We start from the raw sequence: 20,127 nt of genomic DNA, 5'->3' as shown, positions 1-20,127 counted from the left end.
ACATATTGAGGGTGTTTGTGATTACTAAAGAATAAAAAGTTTAAGGGCATTTCTATAAAACGCAACTTTACGAGCAGCTGCTTTCCCTGCTTCGTCACAATACTGCGTTACTCGAAAAATATTATCACTTACATTTCTTCAATATTTGCCGCGTTCAATTTTTTTGCGTGGCTTGTCTTACTTAGAAATTTGAATTTTAGAGGCGTTCTTAAATTGCTGATTCGTCAGTCTCGCCTGTGCGAATTCGAATGACTTGTTCCACCGAAGTAACGAATATTTTGCCGTCACCAATTTTCCCTGTATGCGCTGCTTTAATAATTGCGTTCACAGCAGCATCTAGCAGTGGAGTAACAATGACTACTTCGATCTTAATTTTTGGCAAAAAATCCACTACATATTCCGCGCCACGATACAGCTCAGTATGTCCCTTTTGCCGCCCGAATCCTTTCACGTCAGTTACAGTTAATCCGCTGACACCCAATTCAGATAGTGCTTCACGCACCTCGTCAAGTTTGAACGGCTTGATGATGGCTTCGATTTTTTTCATGAATATCCTCGATATATATGGTGATAGGAGATGAGTATAACTTATCTAAAAGCTGTCCTGATAACGCGCAGTGATTGGATAGCGCCAGTCCTTGCCAAAGGCGCGGCCGGTAATGCGCACGCCAACGGGTGCTTGGCGACGTTTGTATTCGTTGACGCGAATCATGCTTACAACCCGATACACATCTGCCTCGGCATACCCATGTGCCACGATCTCAGCGATGGTTAAATTTTGCTCGACATAACAATACTTTATGCCATCAAGCACATCATAAGGCGGTAAGCTGTCCTGGTCGGTCTGGTTGGGCTTTAATTCGGCACTAGGTGGCCTCGTAATGATGCGCTCAGGGATTACTCGGCTCAAACTGTTACGGTAAGTGGCCAGGCGATACACCCAAGTTTTGCTGACGTCTTTAAGTACTGAGAAGCCTCCCGCCATATCACCATACAGAGTGCAATAGCCGACGGTCATTTCCGACTTGTTGCCAGTCGTCAGTACCAAAGAGCCGAACTTGTTAGACAAGGCCATTAACAAATTGCCACGAATGCGAGCTTGTAAATTTTCTTCAGTAGTGCCCGGTGTTAAACCCTTGAACAAACCATCTAAAGTAGTGAGGTAAGAATCAAACAGCGGCTTGATGTCCAGCTCATCGTAGCGTACACCGAGTATAACGGCCATTTCGCGCGCATCATCCAAGCTGATTTGTGCGGTATAAGGTGATGGCATCATTACCGCGTGAACCTTGTCTGCACCTAGCGCATCTACCGCTATCGCCATGGTTAGCGCTGAATCGATACCACCTGATAAACCCAATAGCACACCCGGAAAACGGTTCTTGCCGATATAGTCACGCACTCCCAAACACAATGCGCGGTAGATGCTTTCCTCATGTTTGTAAGCAGGAACTCTCACGCCAGTGATTAGTTTGCCGTCGTGGATATCAATCAGCCCAAGCGTTTCTTCAAAAGAAACGAACTGATGCGTTAACTCCCCGTCTGTATCCATTGCAAACGAAGCGCCATCGAACACTAACTCATCCTGTCCGCCCACCATATTGGCATAGATTACCGCCAAGTCGGTTTCACCGATACGATCATGGATGGCTTGATAGCGCAATGGTTGCTTGTCGATGTGATACGGTGAGGCATTCAGGACCAACAATACTTGCGCTCCTGCTTCGCGCGCAAGTTGCGCAGTATGATTCTTCCAGATATCTCTACAAATGTTAAGTGCAAATTTGATGCCCCGCAATTCAAATATGCAGGGAGATTGACCGGACGTGAAATAACGACATTCGTCAAACACACCGTGGTTCGGCAACTCATACTTGTGATAGGTGGCGATGATCTTGCCGTCGCGCAACACAGAGGCGGCGTTGTAGCGCTTGTCGTCAATTTCTTGTGGATGACCCACTATCACGGTGAGTCCCCAAATTTGTTGCGCAAGCTTCTGCAATGCCTGGTCGCAAGTGCGGTAAAACCCGGTGCGTAACAGCAGATCTTCTGGAGGATAACCACATAAGCTAAATTCGGGCGTAAGTAGTAAAGCGGCTCCCTGTTGCTTGGCCTGTTCTGCATAAGCTAGGATCTTGGCAGAATTGCCAGCCAAGTCACCAAGCATGCAATTGATTTGTGCAACCGCAAGTTTCATATTGAGTTCAGAGTTGAAGTAGGAAATGGATGGGTATCATACCAACGTTTGCTGAATGCAATAGCGTGGGCAAGCATTCATTGCCTTGAACAAAACTGTACTTCCTGTTTCAATCCGCTTATAAACTTAAAACGATGATAGGCAAAGTATGATTCATGTACCAGAAAGAGTCGGCATAATCGGTGGCAGTGGAATTTACGATATTGCCGGATTGACGAACAAGCGCTGGGAAAAGATCACTTCGCCGTTTGGAGAGCCGTCTAGCGAGTTATTATTCGGTGAACTGGACGGCCACAATATTGTATTTTTGCCCCGACATGGTCGCGGACACAAGATTCCTCCTAGCGAAATTAATTTTCACGCCAATATCGACGTACTTAAGCGGGCAGGGGTGACCGATGTCATTTCAGTTAGTGCCGTCGGTTCCTTGCGCGAGGACTTGCCGCCGGGCACGTTCGTAATTATTGATCAATTTATTGACCGTACTTTTGCGCGCAACAAGTCTTTTTTTGGTACGGGATTGGTGGCGCATGTCTCCATGGCTCACCCTGTTTGCAAAAGGCTTGGCGATCACATTGAGATGGCCGCGAGGGAGGCACATATACCTATCGTTCGTGGCGGCACTTATCTGGTTATGGAAGGGCCGCAGTTTTCCAGTCTGGCTGAATCGAATCTTTATCGTTCCTGGGGGTGCGATGTAATTGGAATGACCAATATGCCCGAGGCTAAACTCGCTCGTGAGGCAGAGTTGTGCTACGCCACTATTGCGATGGTGACCGATTATGATTGTTGGCATCCTGACCATGAGCACGTGACGGTTGGGCAGGTTATCAAGATGCTCGTCGAAAATGCCGACAAGGCAAAAACGTTGGTAAAGCATGTCATTCCGCAAGCGGGATCTGATCCTCTGGCCAATGTCTGTAGCTGTCGTTCCACACTGGAATTCGCGCTCATTACTGCGCCAGAAGCGCGCGACGCAGCCATGATTGAAAAGCTGGATGCTATTGCGGGTCGGGTATTAAAAGGTAAGGCATGATGCCATCCACTGAAGAGGCTCTGCGCCTACAGTTACTTGACGTGTCCCAGCGTTTACTTGATCAGGGTTTGAATCGCGGCACTTCTGGCAATGCTGCCGTGCGTTGTGGTGACGGCATGTTGATTACCCCGTCCGCGATGGCGGTAGCGAAAATGATACCCGCGGACATGGTACGCATGGATTTGAATGGTAAAGCCTTGTGCGGTGGCAAGCCCACCAGTGAGTGGCGCTTCCATCGTGATATTTTAGCTAGCCGTTCCGACGTGAGTGCTGTCATTCACACTCATTCAGCGTTTGCAACCACGCTGGCCTGTTTGCGCAAGGATGTTCCAGCCGTGCATTACATGATTGCCACGGTTGGAGGCAATTCCATTCGTTGCGCACCCTATGCTTTGTTTGGTGATCAGACGCTTTCAGACTATGTATTATCTGCGCTGGAAGGCCGAAATGCCTGCCTGCTGGCTAACCACGGCATGATTGCGTTGGGTTCGGATCTGGCTGATGCGTTGTCGGTAGCCATCGAAGTCGAATTTTTGTGCGAGTTGTACTGGCGCACTTTGCAGGTTGGTGAACCGACCATTCTTACGCAGCAACAAATGGACGACGTACAAGAAAAATTCGTCGATTACAAAAAATGTACCTGACAATCCTAAAAAATGCCTATCAAATCTCGTATTCGCACCATTCCGCACTACCCCAAGCCGAATATCATGTTCCGCGATATCACTTCCCTCCTTAAGGATCCTATAGGCTTAAGGATCACCATAGATGAGTTGGTACGTCGCTATTCAGATATGGAAATCGATAAGGTGATGGGTATCGAGGCACGTGGCTTTATCGTAGGAGCGCCGCTGGCGTATGCCTTAGGTAAAGGTTTTGTGCCGATTCGAAAAAAAGGCAAATTGCCTGCAGAAACTATTGGGCAGGACTACGAACTGGAATATGGTGCAGATCGTATTGAAATTCATGCCGATGCGATTGCTCCTGGTGAAAGGGTATTGCTTGTGGATGATCTAATTGCTACCGGCGGGACGGCGGAAGCGGCGACCAGACTGGTCGAAAAAATTGGCGGCAAAATTGTTGAATGCTGCTTTGTCATCGACCTCCCAGATATCGGCGGACGTAAGCGCCTGGAAAAATTAGGCTACAGTGTATTTGCGTTGTGCGAATTTGAGGGTGACTAATTACCTGATTAATTGACATGCTGGCAAGATTGAATTCCAGGGAACAATAAGCTGGGGGATACATCTAAAGCCAATTATTCGAGCAGCCGCTCTGCGGTTTACCTGCATACCCCGTTTCTTCTTAATACGGCGTTACTCGAAATTTTTTTGATTGCATTTAAACCATATGCCGCGCTTGAATCATTAGAGTCAACCTGAGTAACTACGATGTTGAAAATAGCAATATATTAAGGCGTCAATATGAAAGTTGAAGCGTTGCGTTGGTCGGATGGCGTGTTGGAGATGGTAGACCAGCGCATTTTGCCTGCAACATTTACCTACTTGCAATTCGATTCTGCCGCCTCTGTGGCCGAAGGCATCCGCAGCATGGTGGTGCGTGGCGCTCCAGCCATCGGTGTGGCGGCAGCCTACGGCGTGGCTTTGGAAGCACTGCGTTTATTTACTGTTACTGACGAACTTTTCCAGCGCGGCATGAATGAAGGTTTTAACGCGCTGGCTCAAAGCAGGCCGACTGCGGTCAACTTGTTTTGGGCGCTAGCACGCATGAATCATGTATGGCAAAGCGTAGAGAGTGAAACTAACATGCGAGTAGCTACGCGCCTTTTGGCGGAGGCGCATGAAATTTTTGCCGAAGATATTCGCATCAATCGCACGATGGGGTTGCACGGTGCCAAGTTGTTGCGAGACGGCGCGCACGTATTGACTCATTGCAATGCTGGAGCGCTGGCTACAGCTGGCCATGGTACTGCGTTAGGTGTCATTCGATCTGCCGTGGAAGCAGGGAAAAAAATTTCCGTGATTGCTGACGAAACTCGTCCCTTCCTGCAAGGTGCGCGCTTGACTGCATGGGAGATGGTGCAGGAAAAAATTCCGGTTACCCTCATCACTGATAATATGGTGGGCTTCATGATGAGTAGTGGTGAAGTGGATGCTGTAGTGGTCGGCACGGATCATGTAGCTGCAAATGGCGACGTAGCTAACAAGATTGGCACCTATATGATCGCTGTGCTGGCACAACGACACCATATTCCATTCTATGTGGCTTGCCCACTTTCCACGATAGACATGTCTATCGCAAGCGGTGTGGATATTCCCATAGAAGAACGTCATGCAGATGAGGTAAAAGGCTTCAGAGATTTCCATTGGGCCGCGCAGGGCGTGCAGATACGCAACCCTTCGTTTGATATTACACCTGCTGAATTGGTTACAGCACTGATTACCGAAAAGGGCGTGATTCACCAACCTGATGTAAGAAAAATGCGCGCCTTATTCAGCTCACAAGAATGATAAGTTCTCCAGTGAACTTATACTACGCCATTTGCGTTAAACTCCCTATTATTGTCGGCGTATATTTATTGCTTGTCTCAAAATAAAACTTGTTTTTTGTTTCAAAATTGAATATTTTATTCTTTTGTTATAGGTGGCTAAAATAGCTTTTGACAATGTAATACTCGTGCACTAACTCGAAAAGCTTATTGAGAGCAATTTGAAGAAGTAATGCATGCGACAGCATTTTTTTGTCGTAATCTAACGATGGGGCCAATATGAAAAGATTTGTACAGTTTGTGATCTTGTTTTTAACATTAAACAGTTATGCTTTAGCAGAAGGATTGTCAGCCGTAATAGATAATTTGGGACAATTACACGAGCAGGCAGAGGCCGGTAATGCCAGCGCTCAGGCCCGTCTTGGAGAACTATATGCCAACGGAGTAGGTGTATCTATAGATGCCGACAAATCCGTAGAATGGTATCGGAAAGCTGCAGCTCAAGGGTATCCCGAGGCTCAGTATCAACTTGGTGCAATGTATGGCAGTGGTGAAGCTGTCACTAGCGTGGCAAAAGATCCCATCAAGGCCGCAGAGTGGTATCAGAAAGCTGCAGCGCAGGGACATCCTAAGGCCGAGTTTGAACTCGGGTATATGCACCTCAAAGGCGAAGGCGTAGAGAGAGATGCCACCAAGGCCGTGGAATGGTTTAAAAAAGCGGCAGCGCAGGGCGATGCCCAGGCACAGACCAACCTCGGGTGGATGTATCAAAACGGTGAGGGTGTGACAAAGGATGGCGTGTTGGCTTATGCATGGCACGATTTGGCCGTTGTACATGGTAATGAGAATGCGAAGAAATTACGCGACTTAACCAGCTTGAACTCTGTCCAGCGCACCGAAGCGAAACGACTTTCCGCAAACTGGAAGCCGGGACAGGTATTGAGTCGGTAATAGAATTTATTCGTATTAAATGCGCATTATTGATTATTTATCCACCTCACGTTCAATCTGAGCAATGCAAAAGGCATGCTGCCGGAACTCTTGCTTTGTGCGAAAGCCAAAGCAAGATAGAGAATATATAGAGGTGCAGGTGGATAATGCGCTTTAGCGTTTTCAACATCGAAATACATTATTAATGTGATAAATCGTTTTTGCATCAACACTATTTTGTCAGTCGGCAGATATGATGAATTTGAATGAGGTCTAAAAATGTCATTGATACATATACATATGCGCATTACAGGGAAATTATTCTTTGCATTGTTGTTTGCTGTTGCAGCGAATGCGTATGGTCAGTCATGGCCATACGCAAGTCAGAATGAAGCAGAGAATCTTGCGCAAATAAGAATGCATGCGGAATCTGGTGATGCAAACGCACAGTATGATTTAGCATGGATGTACGATACTGGTGGGGATGATCAAATCTTGGCCAAGGATGTTCGCAAGGCCGCAGAGTGGTATGAAAAAGCTGCAGTGCAAGGTCACGCCAAGGCACAAACAGGACTTGGTTTGCTGTATGTCAACGGTCAGGGTATACCTCAGGATTTTGTCAAGGGCGTGGATTGGTTGCAGAAAGCGGCGGCACAGGGAGAGGCAGAAGCGCAATTAAACCTTGGTTGGCTGTACCGCGACAAAAAGGGCATACCAGAGGATCCTACCAAGGCCTTACAATGGTGGCAAAATGCGGCTGACCGAGGCTTTGCCCATGCGCAGTTCATCCTCGGAGTGATATACAACAATGGTGAAATTGTGCCGAAAGATGTTGCTAAAACAATTGAATATTGGAAAAAAGCAGTAATGCAGGGGTATCCCAGCGCACAATTAAATCTCGGAACAATGTACTACTTAGGTAATGGTGTGCCTAAGGATGTCGACAGGGCGGCGAATTTATGGCAAAAAGCAGCTGCGTTTGGAAATGCTGATGCACAATTTAATCTCGCTCTGGCTTATCACCAAGGAATTGGAAAACAGAAAGATGAGTTATTGTCCTATGTCTGGTCCAATCTGGCTGTCGTATATGGTGGTCACGAAAATGCAAAAAAACTACGCGATTCAATAGAGTTAAACCCAGAGCAACGCAAAGCAGCTGAAAAAATGTTTGCTAACTGGCAGCTAGGGAAGGTTTATCGTTAACAATTCACATCAGTTGTGAGTATGCCTATTAACTTAAGACTCATCTTGAATTGGTAAAGAAATAATTGGATTGTGCCCAGCAATTAATTTACTGAGGTATATCCCCGGCTTAGCCGGGGATTTTTAATTGGCGCACCACACTAGTTCAGCTCAGCTGTCGATATACGATATCGGCTATCACTGATTATGGGACTGCCGCAAATAACGGAGCTATTCGTTCTGGTTCTTCGTCCAACAGGGCACATTTATTCAATTGTACCAATGCAAATGTTTGGTTATCTTTCGGGACGCATTTGCGGAAATAAAATTACATCGCGGATGCTGGGGCTATTGGTGAGCAGCATCACCAGTCGGTCAATACCGATCCCTTCCCCTGCGGTGGGCGGCAGGCCATATTCCAGTGCGCGAATGTAATCGCTATCCTTGAACATGGCTTCTTCGTCACCTGCCTCCCTAGCTGTTACCTGTGCATCAAAACGCGCTTCTTGGTCTTCCGGGTCATTTAACTCGGAGAAGCCATTGGCGATTTCGCGTCCAACCATAAACAGTTCAAAACGTTCGGTAATTTCCGGGAAAGTATCGCTTCGGCGTGCCAATGGTGAGACTTCTGCAGGGTAGTCAATAATAAAAGTTGGCTCAAATAACTGATGCTCGGTCAGCTCTTCAAACAATGAAAGTTGCAGTCCGCCTACGCCATCCGCTGTCCTGTGCTTGGCCTTCAGGCTTTGTAATTCGCTGATTAGAAAATCGCGATCGTTCAACTGCTCGTCAGAAAACTGTGGATGATATTTCTGAATTGCCTGTGCAATTGTCAAGCGATGAAACGGTTTTCCCAAATCAAGCTCACGCCCCTGATAGGAGACCACAGTGGTACCCAGTACCTTGCGCGCCACTTCACTGAACAACTTCTCAGTGAAGTCCATCAGATAACGATAATCCCGATAGGCTTCATAAAACTCGATCATGGTGAACTCGGGGTTATGTCGTGTTGAAAGTCCCTCGTTGCGAAAGTTTCGGTTGATTTCGAATACTTTCTCAAAACCGCCCACGACCAGCCGCTTAAGATAAAGCTCAGGCGCGATGCGAAGATATAGTTGCATATCCAAGGCATTGTGATGCGTGGTAAAGGGCTTAGCCGATGCGCCACCCGGAATGGTATGCATCATAGGTGTTTCGACTTCGAGATAATCGTGACGTATAAAAAATTCCCGTATAGCCTGGATTACCTTAGAGCGGATGATAAATGTATTGCGTGTATCCTCATTGGTAATGAGATCCACATGCCGTTGACGGTATTTTTGTTCTTGGTCGCTCAGACCGTGAAACTTTTCCGGTAACGGGCGTAACGATTTAGTCAATAGACGTAGTGCGGTTACACGAACGGAAAGTTCACCGGTCTTGGTTTTAAACAGTGCACCTGTTGCACCAAGAATGTCGCCAAGATCATAGTGCTTGAACGCATCATGTGCTACTTCGCCGGTATCGCTATTGTTAATGAACAGCTGAATGCGTCCACTCATGTCATGCACGGTGGCAAAGCTGGCTTTGCCCATTACACGCTTCAACATCATGCGCCCGGCTACAGTTACGCTGACATGTGCTGTTTCCAGTTCATCGTGACTCAGTGTTCCATAAGCAGCATGCAAATCACCAGCAAAATTTTTGCGCTCGAAGTCATTCGGAAAAGCGATACATTCTTTGCGAAGTGTAGTGAGTTTGGCGCGGCGCTCGGTGATAATTTGATTTTCGTCTTGCTGAGGGGTAGTTGGTTCGGTAGTCATTATGTTCGGATAGATTAGGGTCAATAATTTAGGAGTGCTTCTACATGCGCAGGATTGTGGCACGAATGCCTCATTTCCTGCAATTTAAGCAATGGACATGAGACTAGGGGCGAGCGTCAAAATGCTTTGCACATAATCGTCATACAAATTTTAACAGCGTAAATCAGGACATGGAAAATTTCTCGCGGCACAGCTGAAAAATTTCAATGAAGTCAGGTCAACTTCGGATATGCACGGTCTGAATTCGACGTGAACTACCATGAAATACAAATCGAGGTCTGAACCGTTTTTATTTACGTGATCGTCCTTATATTCAGCTTGTGGGCGATTGTTTCAAATAACAGAATTTTAAACTTGTTAAGTCGTCGTCATTATACAGTCGGTTTATTGTATTTGACTGGCGGACGGATTGAACTGGAGCGTGAAGGTTCCGCATGCGATATAGGAGCCATTGCTATTAATTATCGGTTGCGCGATTTCAGTTGCCGTAGCGCCGGGCGCAAGCCCAAATGTGAGGAAAGGCACTTGGCCCGTTTTTACACCATTGACTATTACATCGAAGGAAAGGGTTGGAGAAACTGAGACATCGCTCAAATTTGTAAATGACAACGTAGTCTGACAAAGTACTCCAGTAATAGGTCTGAATTCCATGGAGTTGATTCGGATACCCTGGAAGTCAAAAGGAATGCGACCTGTCTGTATCGGTTCAGTGGCAAACACCTGCCTTGTAATCGTCTTCGATCCTGATACATCGTTGATCGTGTAATTCATCGTGCCAGTATTGGTATCTGTAAACGCAAAATTAATCGTTCCAACCTTGGTTACAATCTTATTAGCACCGCTCCATGGAAGTGTCAGCGCTGCGCCCCTCGTCACTGTATATAAATCGCCAGTGCAACCATCGGCTGCCACTACACAATTGGACGCGACATACCACGTGGGTCTCCCCTCAAAGTCGAAGGTATAAAGTGTAGCGAAAATCACACTAAATTGTTGAGTAAGTCCAACACCCCAGCCGGATTCATCCTGATTCCACCATAAACCAGTCATCGGTGAGATTGTGGTATAGACAGTAAAGCCCGTCGAGTTGGCCATAGGCGGTACAAGAAAAAATGCAAGTGCCATCATCGCGCTCAAGCAAGCACGCAGCTTGCGAGCGATCGTAATTTGAAATTCGCCATGAATTCTTTTTTCGTGTATCGATATGATGTTTTTCATATTTACCTACCATCTGCGTTGTTAATAAATAATTTTTTTTATAGCAAACAATGTAAACATTTTGGTCTGATTCTGTGGGATTTACAAGCAGAAGCTAGACTGACTGGCAGACTGTCGGATTTAAAGAATCGTAGTGAAAATTCGCTGAGGAGGTTGGGTGTTGTGAGCTTTCACCTTGCGGTGAAATTCCTGATTATCCTATTTTACGACATTGCAGGCTGTCAGTGATGTGTAATACAGCGCACTTTGAAAATTCCTCAAAGCCCTCGACTGGCATCGGTTGGCTGAAGAAATAGCCTTGGTAGGCATGGCAGCCTATACTGGTTAAAAAGTCGCGCTGCTGTTCAGTTTCAACTCCCTCAGCGATCACCTCCAATCCTAAGCTCTGAGCAAGTGCCACGATAGCCTGGGCTACGGCAGCATCGTTGGGATCGCTGAGAACGTCGCGCACAAATGACTTGTCGATCTTCAACTGATCCAGCGGCAGACGCTGCAAGTAGGTAATCGAGGAATAGCCGGTTCCGAAATCGTCCAGCGAAAAACTTACACCGTGGGCTTTCAGAGCTAACATTTTTTCGATAACGTTCTCAACATTCTCCGCCAGCAGGTTCTCAGTCAGTTCCAGCTTGAGTCGATTCGGATTGGCGCCTGTTTGTCGGATTGTCGCCATTATTTTGTCCACAAAATTAGTTTCGTGGATCTGCTGGGCACTAACATTTACAGCTATCGTGAGATGTGACATTTCGGGCCGAGTGGCCCATAGCGCCAGTTTGGCGCAGGTGGTTTCCAGTATCCATTGGCCCAAAGGCAAGATCACCCCAGTTTCTTCAGAGAGCGGGATAAATTCGGCAGGTGACAGCATGCCGCGTTGTGGATGCCGCCAGCGCACCAGAACTTCGGCGCCCGTAACACGACCATCGCTGACTACCTGAGCCTGATAGTACAGCACCAGCTGATTGTCCTGAATCGCTGTACGCAAATCCACTTCCATGGCAGCACGCTCAACAATGATCGTCTGCATGCTTTGGTCAAAGAAATGCAAGGCATTGCGTCCCATTGCCTTTGATTTGTACATCGCGAGGTCGGCTTGCTTCAGCAAATCGTCAATGGGTGTTTCATAGCCATGGAACAATGTGACACCAAGACTCGCCGAATTGCGGTGATGAACGCCATTAAGTTGATAGGGTTGATTGATGGCATTTAGAATTTTCATGCCTACAAGTTTTGTCTGGGTGGCTGCCTCCTGAGATGTGCTGGCCAAATCTTCCAGGACCACAACGAATTCATCACCGCCCATCCTCGCTACTGTGTCAGTTTCGCGTATGCTAGCAGTGATACGTTGCGCTACTTGTTGTAGCAGCAGATCACCCTTGTCATGGCCCGATGTGTCGTTTAGCATCTTGAATTGATCGAGGTCGAGGAACAGCACAGCGCCGAAAGATTTATTTCGGTTACTAGCAATCATGGCATGGTTCAGGCGATCTTGTAGAAGTGTGCGGTTGGGTAAATGAGTAAGGGAATCAAAGAAGGCTAACTCAGTTATTTTTTCTTCAGTCAACTTGCGTTCCGTAATATCTATATGTGACCCGACATAGTGAGTGACAATTCCTTCGCTGTTTTTGACAGCGCTGATGGTGAGTAATTTTGGATAAACTTCAGCATTTTTGCGTTGGCCCCAGATTTCTCCCTGCCATGTTCCCGTATCATGTATGGTCTTCCACATAGCGTGGTAGAAGTCAGCATTGTGGCGATCAGAGTTAAGTATGCACGGTTTTTTCCCAATAATTTCTTCAGCCGTATAGCCTGAGCTCTCGCAAAATGCTCGGTTGACTCGCAGGATAATGTTATTCGAATCGGTAATCATCAAGCTTTCCTGAGATTCAAAAGCCACAGCGGCAATACGAAGCTCGGCCTCCGCATGCTTGCGCTGAACCTCATTGACATGCAACTTGTTTTGCATTTCGGACAAAGTAGCCAGTACGCTGTTTTCCATCCCAGGCTTAACCGTGATGTCAATAGAAAGATCGCCGTTGCCAATTCGAACTAAATGTTTGTGGATTTCATCAGCAGAACCACCCAGTGTTGCGCGCAAGCCAACATAAGTTCGCCAGAGCATGAAGATCGCCCCAAGTGTGATCGTGATGAATATCAACCGGAATATCAAGGCGAGGCGTTCTGCATGATGGACGGTATCAAGCGTTCTTTGCTGTACCAAACGATAAGCATCGTTTAAGGGAAGCATTATTGTTGCTTTGATCTGATAATAATTTTTATCATGCAGCATCAGACGCGCTCGAGCATGCTTAACTTCCGAGCCCGGTCCAACGGACTCAGCCAGTTCCATCGCTGTCAACTCCAATGAGGCCAAACGGTCCGAATTCAATTTGGCTTCAGTCAGTTTTTCTAGTTCCATATCAGGAAAACCGAACTGATGCATCAATTCCAATAAGGAAATCGCCTGCTCATTTTCTGGGCTTGGTGATGGATGATCTGCGAGAACCGTGATCCAGTAGCTGTAAAAATATCCCTTTGGCCTCGCTTTTTTGCCGTTACGTATGTCAAGTATGTCCTGATAGTATTTCTTGTAGCGGGGGTCACCGATTACCACGAAGGCTCTGGCCATACGGGTTAAATCATTTGTGCTGTGGCGCATTTGATCCGCCAACTGAAAGGAAATTAGCCGTTGTTCGTTTGCGCGATCAATATTTTTTTCGCTGATGACGTAGAGGCTGAAAGTAATAAAAACCGCAAAAAATGAGACTAGTACCAGTATGATTTTTGGAATTGTTTTTTTACGGATTTTATTTGATTTCATATTTGAACTTCGTTCCATCTACGCTTTATACCGATACCGTAGTGCTAAAACGGCGGCTGACAGCTTGTCAATTCTCAAGTTTTATCGTCACATAATATAACTATTGTTGTAGAGTCAGTGTGTTTTATTAAGTAATATTAATGCAGTCAATTTGTTATTAGTTACATAAAACAGGCTGATACGGTGATTTGTATAAGTAGTCAATTCATACAATAAATAGTAATAATTAAATAAAGTGCGTGCTGAATTTATAATTGAAATTAAAAATTGGAGTTTAGAGAAGACATACTGCATGCACTGAGTTCGCCAGCCACGTACTTTACGTTGTTGAGCCGAGCTTTTAAACTGAGGTTAATCGAGACCCTTTAAGTGATTCAAGGAGGGAGTTAAGGTATGTTGATTCATGATATGGCAGTATGAGACTGCCAGTAGTGGAGAAGTATGCGGGTTTATTTTAAGGATATTTGTTCAGGGCATTATTCGATAGGGCTCCATTGTTACGGACTCGACTTTGTCACCAAGCAAGACCAGTCGGCCTTCAAGCCGGGTGTTCCCTGTCTCGGTAAATAGGAAACGATAAGTGCGTCGCAACACCCTTCGCCCAGTCTTGTCGCGAACCAGAGCCAGCCCGATGTTAGCGACCGTGTCGTCGAGAAACTGCAAATTATAATTGCGGCAGACATGCTTCCCCATATTTCTGGCGATCTCAAGGGCGCGCAGACTGTCAAACCAGAACCACCCCAACGCGGCTAAAAACAGCAGGAAAAATATACTTATCATATCCATATATTGGAGAAATCTTGTTCTGGTGGATGGTTTTTAAAAAACCTGAAATATAAACTACAAAGCAGGCTCAGTAAGCTGAAAAGCGAATAACGTCTAAAGCTAATTCAGTTTTCGGCCAGCGTCAACGGCCTTGCCCGCCTCTATGGACCGCTAATGTGGATTGTCATGAATATGAATGGTCGCAGCTTATTCTTGATATTCTATCAGGCCGAGACCGTAAATCCATCAGAAAAGCCAACGGCGAATCAACTGCATAATTGGCGATACTGGAAATACAATAGACTCGTGGCTATAGGTTTCTCTATAGTGGAAACTTTGCCACAGTCCACTCGACTGCCCACCATAGTCCGAAAAGGGTAGCCAATATAATTTATTCTTGGCCGCCCATGTCTTTGAGCCAGGCTTTGATCTTCTTGATGTCTTGCCGATATGAGTTAATTGTCTTTTAATTTGCGGAGGGTGCATTGGCCGTCGGCTATGTCGGTGGCGAGAGTGCGCATGATGGTGCTGGGAGACAGTCGAGTAAAGGTGGGATGCCAAATTGTGTTTTGAACATATTTTCGGTGTAAATAGATTTCATGCTTCAATTCGTTAAGCTATTCTTTCAATAATTTATTGTAGTGATCCAGTTAGCATGCGGCAATGTTGTTGATGGCGGCTTGGTCTAAGCGTTCTGGCTCCAGCTAAAGCTCCAATAAAACGTACCAGCTCAATTGATTACACACCTTGCTTCAAACTGGCACTAATAAATTCATCCAGGTCGCCATCCAGCACTCCCTGAGTGTTGCCGATATCCACATTGGTTCGTAGATCCTTGATGCGTGATTGATCTAGCACGTAAGACCGAATTTGATGTCCCCAACCGATGTCAGTTTTTCCATCTTCCATTTCCTGTTTTTCGGCATTGCGTTTACGCAACTCAGCTTCATACATGCGCGACTTCAGCATTGCCATCGCTTCGGCGCGGTTGCGGTGCTGTGAGCGGTCGTTCTGGCATTGCACAATAATACCTGTGGGTGCATGGGTGATGCGCACCGCTGAATCGGTTTTGTTAATGTGCTGTCCGCCCGCACCGCTTGCGCGGTAGGTATCCACGCGCAGGTCTGCTGGATTAATTTCGATTTCGATGGATTCATCCACTTCAGGATAGACGAATACGCTGGAAAAAGAGGTGTGGCGTCGGTTGCCGGAGTCGAATGGGGACTTGCGCACTAATCGGTGTACGCCAGACTCGGTGCGTAAATGGCCATGAGCATAGTCGCCAATCACCTTGAGAACGGCACCTTTGATACCGGCTACTTCTCCATCGGATTGTTCCAGTACTTCTACTTGGAAGCCTTTCTTTTCACAGTAGCGCAGGTACATTCGCAGCAGCATCGAAGCCCAGTCTTGCGCCTCGGTACCACCAGAGCCTGCCTGAATGTCGAGGAAGCAGTTGTTGGCATCCATGGGCTTGGAAAACATGCGGCGGAATTCCATGGCCGCCACCACCTCTTCCATTTTTTGCACATCCTGCACGATGCTGTTGAGACTGGCATCGTCATCTTCCGCCAACGCCATTTCAAATAGCTCGGCCGTATCATCGAGATCTTGATTTAACTGATTCAGGGTGAGAACAATGCCTTCAAGCAACTTACGTTCGCGTCCCAGTTCTTGAGAGCGTTTGTTGTCTTGCCAGATGGCAGGGTCTTCGGCGAGGATTACGACTTCGGCCAGCCGTTCTTGTTTGCCATCGACGTCAAAGATACCTCCGTAGTTCAGTGCTACGTGCACGGAGATCCTGTAACTGGTGGGTGATGGTGTTGAGTTGTTCGGCTTCCATTATATTGTCGAGTGCTGAAAAGGTGGTGATTATATCTGAAAGCTCAGCTCTGAGTTTAAGTGAAGACTCCTGTTGGGGCAGGAGCATGTGCTGTAGGGCACCTCAAAAAATTGAACACAGCATGGATTTGATAAGTAAGTGATAATTTTTTCGAGTGACGTGCTATTGAGACGAAGGCTGAGATTATAGAGGTGCCCTGTAGACGATTACCTGCTGGTGGTCGTTCAAGCTAGCCAACTGGCTAATGCGAAACTTGCGTGCGATTCATTGACGGAGTGAGTGAAGGAAGTGGACATGGCAAGCTATATCATCGGGGATGGGGCTTTGATATACACGTTAGTCCAATTAAAGAATAAAAAGGCCAAGTACAACACCAGCACCCATAGCGAAAAATCCTGCTGCGACCTGTTTTGCCAGGGTCATGCCGCCGAAGAATACCACTAGCCCAAACTTGAATGCCATGTTGGACAGGAAAGCGATGGCGATGGCTGTTACTGCCTGATCATCGTTCAGTTTATCTAAATCAAATAAATGCAGACTGGAGAGCGTGATGGCATCCACATCGGTGAGCCCGGAGATCAAGGCGACTACATACAGCCCCCCGCTACCGGCGATATCTGAAAGCCAGGCAGCGAAAAAAAGGACTGCAGCGTAGAGCAGGCCGAAGCCCAGAGCGGTAGGTATCTCGGTCGGATTGGCAGTTTCGGGCATAGGTAAATTTGAAGAGGTATGCAATTTGCGCCAGTCGATCAGGGTGGCGCCCAGTCCGAAGATGAGTCCGAGCCCCATAACCGGCAATAGTTTGACGAGCAAGCTGGGCGACACTACTGCACTTATCACGGTTAAGCGCAACAGTACGACTTGGCTGGCAAGGAGGATAACTACTGCAGACAGGCGTGACATGATTTCACTGGTTTTGCCGTGGCGCGCGTAAACCAATGTGGTTGCGGTACTGGATGCCAGTCCGCCTAGCAAGCCGAGCAGAGGTGCGCCATAGCGTTGCCCTGTCCAGTGCAATGCGACATAGCCAGCTAGACTTAGCCCGGAAATCAGCACTACCATCATCCATATCTGATGCGGATTGAATGCCCCATAAGGGCCGAAGTTCTGGTTTGGCAGGATAGGAAAGATGACAAAGGTTAGTACCAAAAACTGCAGGATGGAAAGCAAGTCGCGGCGCGCCAAGCGTTGCGTCATGCCGTGTAGTTCGAGTTTGAAGTAAAGCAGGGTCGTGGTGACTATGGCTAGCATGACGGCCAATTTAGTTTGTCCATACCAGATTAATGCGCCAAGCACGTAACACAGCAGCAAAGCGGCAATCGTGGTGGTGCCTGGATCGTTTTCTTCGGTGGGGTTTCTGAGATAGGCAGCAATGATCATAACGCCTACGATGCAGAAGCCTGTAACCAACAGCCAAGGGGAGCCAGTTTTGCTGGAGAGCATGGCGGTGAGAGTACCCAGCAGCGCAACCAACGCGAAGGTTCTCAGACCGGCTTTGGCTGAAGGTTTGCGCTCACGTTCCAGGCCAATCAGCAGGCCAATGGCGAGGCTGGCTAGAAACTGTGGCAGGGCCTCAATACCGTTGCTTTGCCAAATTTGATGATTCATCGCATGACCACCTTGATATAAATTAAACGAAGAGTGTATTACCTGCACTGCAAATCTAAAGCTCTCAAGGGCACCTCTAGAAATCCAATTTTCGTCACAATACCGCGTTACTCGAAAATAGTGATCACTTACATATCAAATATATGTTGCGTTCAAACTTTTACTCGCGCCTTGACTTGTCTGGCAATGGGGTAAGTAGGCAAGCTGCGAAGCGACTGCTCGCAAAATTGAATTTTTAGAGGCACCCTCAAACGATAAAGTGTGAGTGCATTTCCCATCCAGAATACAGCTGGCAATCATTAATGATGGTGGAAAATTTGCCCAGACTGACGTCAATGATGATCAACTCAGTCAGCACCACATCTCTTCCGCAACCTAACCAAGTGTGCAGGCGAGTCTGCTGGATTGATTTTTTGCACAGCATAACCTTTTCGTTTCACAGCATTACGGTAAAGTCCAAGCGAATATTGCAAAACACCGTAAAAAGATTGTGTTTTTTCTTATTCGGTTTTGTTGAGTACACAAAATTTTCAAGTAAGCAAATTCTCACGGATTTAGATATCTATTGTTTCCAGTGTCGTAGGATGAGCTGCAAATTAACGTTGCCATTGTATTCATTGATAGCGAGATTAAAAACCGCACGAATATTGGCGGGCATGTGGTCAACACAAAAAAAGTGAATGGCATCATATGCTGCACTTGACGGTGAGAGTTTCAGCTCTAACTTCAGATGCTTTTCGCCAACTATGCGCTGGCTTATTACGATGAACTCGCCTTCAAAGAATGGCTGCGGGAAACCTTGTCCCCAAACTTGCTGTTCCAGGCTGCGCGCAATGCTTAATGTGAATTCAGATGGTGCAAGTTGACCGTCTGTTTCAATAATTTTGGTAAGATCGGCTGGGGAAAGCAAGCTTTGTGCTACGGCTTCAAAGGCGGCCTTAAATTCATCGAAATTTTCCTCGCGCAGACTAAGGCCTGCCGCCATCGCATGACCACCGAATTTGTGTAGCAGATGCGGATGACGTTTGGACACAAGGTCAAGTGCATCGCGTAGATGCAGAGCTTGAATGCTGCGTCCAGAGCCTTTTATTTCGCCATTTAGTGATCGTGCGAAAGCGATGACAGGTCGATGGTAAAGGTCTTTTAGTCGAGAAGCGAGGATGCCGATTACACCTTGGTGCCAAGTTTCGTCGAACAGTGCAAGGCTGCAACTGTCCGTCGGAGTGATGTGTTCCAGTGCCGCCAGCGCCGCTTGCTGCATGTCAGCTTCTATATTGCGTCGTGTATGGTTTAGTGTATCGAGTTGCGCCGCGATTTTGTCTGCTTCAGTAACATCATCGCTGATCAAACATGCGATACCCAGACTCATATCTTCCAGTCGTCCGGCTGCATTCAGGCGTGGCCCCACGACAAAGCCCAGTTCATAACTGGAAGCCTGAGCATGATTTTTACTGGCTACCCGCAACAATGCGTTGATACCGCAACAAGCACGCATGGCACGGATGCGCTGCAGTCCTTGCTGGACCAGAATACGATTGTTTTCATCCAGCTTTACAACATCTGCAACTGTTCCCAAAGCAACCAGATCGAGTAGTTTGCCTAGGTTGGGTTCTGCTTGCTCTGAGTATGCTCCACGAGCCCGCAGTTCGGCGCGTAGTGCGAGTAATACATAGAATATGACGCCAACCCCCGCCAAGTTTTTGCTAGGAAAATCGCAGCCTGGTTGGTTTGGATTAACTATGCAAAGTGCGTCTGGCAAAGTATCGCCGGGCAGATGGTGGTCGGTGACGAGCACCTGTATGCCCAATCGGTTTGCCTCAGCCACGCCTTCCACGCTGGCAATGCCATTGTCCACAGTGATCAATATGTCGGGGGTGGATTGCGCCGCCAAGCGCACGATCTCCGGCGTCAAGCCGTAACCATATTCGAAACGGTTCGGCACGATGAAATCTACTTGCGCACCCAATAAACGTAGGCCTCGAAGTCCCACAGCACAGGCAGTCGCACCGTCGGCATCATAATCCGCCACTATTAGCATCTTGCGTTTTGTGGCAATGGCATCAGCCAATAGACATGCCATTTTTTGTACGTTTTTAAGTTGTGTGAAGGGCAGCAGATATTTTAGGCCGGTATCTAACTGCGTAACATTACTAATACCTCGCGCCGCGTAAATACGTGCTAGAAGCGGTGCGATGCCAGTGTCAATAAGCTGTTGTGTCGTATCGGTAGGGTAGGGGCGTTGGCTTATTTGTATCATACGTTTTAGGGATGTGGGGCAGAGT

Annotated in this window: 15 protein-coding genes; 6 read left to right on the top strand and 9 right to left on the bottom strand. The window is 47.1% G+C overall.

Features of this window, described 5'->3' with window-relative positions; genetic code table 11:
* Positions 1-208: 208 nt before the first annotated feature.
* Positions 209-547 (bottom strand): P-II family nitrogen regulator, encoded by a 339-nt coding sequence (locus tag MJ770_RS00890; RefSeq protein ID WP_239249466.1) that lies wholly within the window; start codon positions 545-547, stop codon positions 209-211.
* 45 nt (positions 548-592) lie between these two features.
* Positions 593-2,197, bottom strand: coding sequence for an NAD+ synthase (locus MJ770_RS00885; RefSeq protein WP_239249464.1), 1,605 nt, complete (start codon positions 2,195-2,197; stop codon positions 593-595).
* Between the two features lie 148 nt (positions 2,198-2,345).
* Between MJ770_RS00885 and MJ770_RS00880 the strand changes: the two genes are divergently transcribed.
* From MJ770_RS00880 to MJ770_RS00855, 6 genes are all read left to right on the top strand, one after another.
* On the top strand, positions 2,346-3,233 hold the full coding sequence (locus MJ770_RS00880; RefSeq protein ID WP_239249462.1) for an S-methyl-5'-thioadenosine phosphorylase: 888 nt from the start codon (positions 2,346-2,348) through the stop codon (positions 3,231-3,233).
* Entirely contained in the window at positions 3,230-3,877 is a 648-nt protein-coding gene (locus MJ770_RS00875) for a class II aldolase/adducin family protein (protein WP_445083109.1), read from the top strand. Before MJ770_RS00880 ends, MJ770_RS00875 begins: the two co-directional genes overlap by 4 nt.
* Positions 3,878-3,889: 12 nt before the next feature.
* Entirely contained in the window at positions 3,890-4,417 is a 528-nt protein-coding gene (locus MJ770_RS00870) for an adenine phosphoribosyltransferase (protein WP_239249460.1), read from the top strand.
* 240 nt (positions 4,418-4,657) lie between these two features.
* A complete protein-coding gene (gene mtnA, locus MJ770_RS00865; protein WP_239249458.1) occupies positions 4,658-5,704 on the top strand; it encodes an S-methyl-5-thioribose-1-phosphate isomerase in 1,047 nt (348 codons plus the stop codon).
* 257 nt (positions 5,705-5,961) lie between these two features.
* On the top strand, positions 5,962-6,633 hold the full coding sequence (locus MJ770_RS00860) for a tetratricopeptide repeat protein (protein WP_239249456.1): 672 nt from the start codon (positions 5,962-5,964) through the stop codon (positions 6,631-6,633).
* Positions 6,634-6,891: 258 nt separating this feature from the next.
* Positions 6,892-7,815, top strand: coding sequence for a tetratricopeptide repeat protein (locus MJ770_RS00855; RefSeq protein WP_239249454.1), 924 nt, complete (start codon positions 6,892-6,894; stop codon positions 7,813-7,815).
* A 275-nt stretch (positions 7,816-8,090) separates the two neighbouring features.
* On the opposite strand, the gene lysS is transcribed toward MJ770_RS00855, so the two are convergent.
* The 7 genes from lysS to recJ form a co-directional block, all read right to left on the bottom strand.
* Positions 8,091-9,596 (bottom strand): lysine--tRNA ligase, encoded by a 1,506-nt coding sequence (lysS, locus tag MJ770_RS00850; RefSeq protein ID WP_239249452.1) that lies wholly within the window; start codon positions 9,594-9,596, stop codon positions 8,091-8,093.
* A 384-nt stretch (positions 9,597-9,980) separates the two neighbouring features.
* On the bottom strand, positions 9,981-10,814 hold the full coding sequence (locus tag MJ770_RS00845; protein WP_239249450.1) for a hypothetical protein: 834 nt from the start codon (positions 10,812-10,814) through the stop codon (positions 9,981-9,983).
* A 193-nt stretch (positions 10,815-11,007) separates the two neighbouring features.
* A complete protein-coding gene (locus MJ770_RS00840) occupies positions 11,008-13,629 on the bottom strand; it encodes a putative bifunctional diguanylate cyclase/phosphodiesterase (protein ID WP_239249448.1) in 2,622 nt (873 codons plus the stop codon).
* Between the two features lie 468 nt (positions 13,630-14,097).
* Complete coding sequence (locus tag MJ770_RS00835) at positions 14,098-14,415, bottom strand: DUF3301 domain-containing protein (RefSeq protein ID WP_239249446.1); 318 nt, start codon at positions 14,413-14,415, stop codon at positions 14,098-14,100.
* A gap of 717 nt (positions 14,416-15,132) precedes the next feature.
* Positions 15,133-16,237 (bottom strand): peptide chain release factor 2 gene (prfB, locus tag MJ770_RS00830; RefSeq protein ID WP_239249501.1). Its coding sequence is split into 2 segments (ribosomal slippage): positions 15,133-16,155 and positions 16,157-16,237, totalling 1,104 coding nucleotides; the frame shifts between segments, so codons are not numbered across the junction.
* 345 nt (positions 16,238-16,582) lie between these two features.
* Positions 16,583-17,845, bottom strand: a complete 1,263-nt coding sequence (locus MJ770_RS00825; RefSeq protein WP_239249444.1) for an MgtC/SapB family protein — start codon at positions 17,843-17,845, stop codon at positions 16,583-16,585.
* Between the two features lie 562 nt (positions 17,846-18,407).
* Positions 18,408-20,102 carry a single-stranded-DNA-specific exonuclease RecJ gene (gene recJ, locus MJ770_RS00820; protein ID WP_239249442.1) on the bottom strand — a complete coding sequence of 565 codons (1,695 nt, stop codon included), beginning with the start codon at positions 20,100-20,102 and terminating at the stop codon, positions 18,408-18,410.
* Between the last annotated feature and the right edge of the window lie 25 nt (positions 20,103-20,127).

Origin of the sequence: Candidatus Nitrotoga sp. M5 (assembly GCF_927904885.1) — a bacterium.
Taxonomy (GTDB): domain Bacteria; phylum Pseudomonadota; class Gammaproteobacteria; order Burkholderiales; family Gallionellaceae; genus Nitrotoga.
Note: the sequence above shows the minus strand (reverse complement) of the source record. Positions and strands in the feature narration are given on the sequence as shown.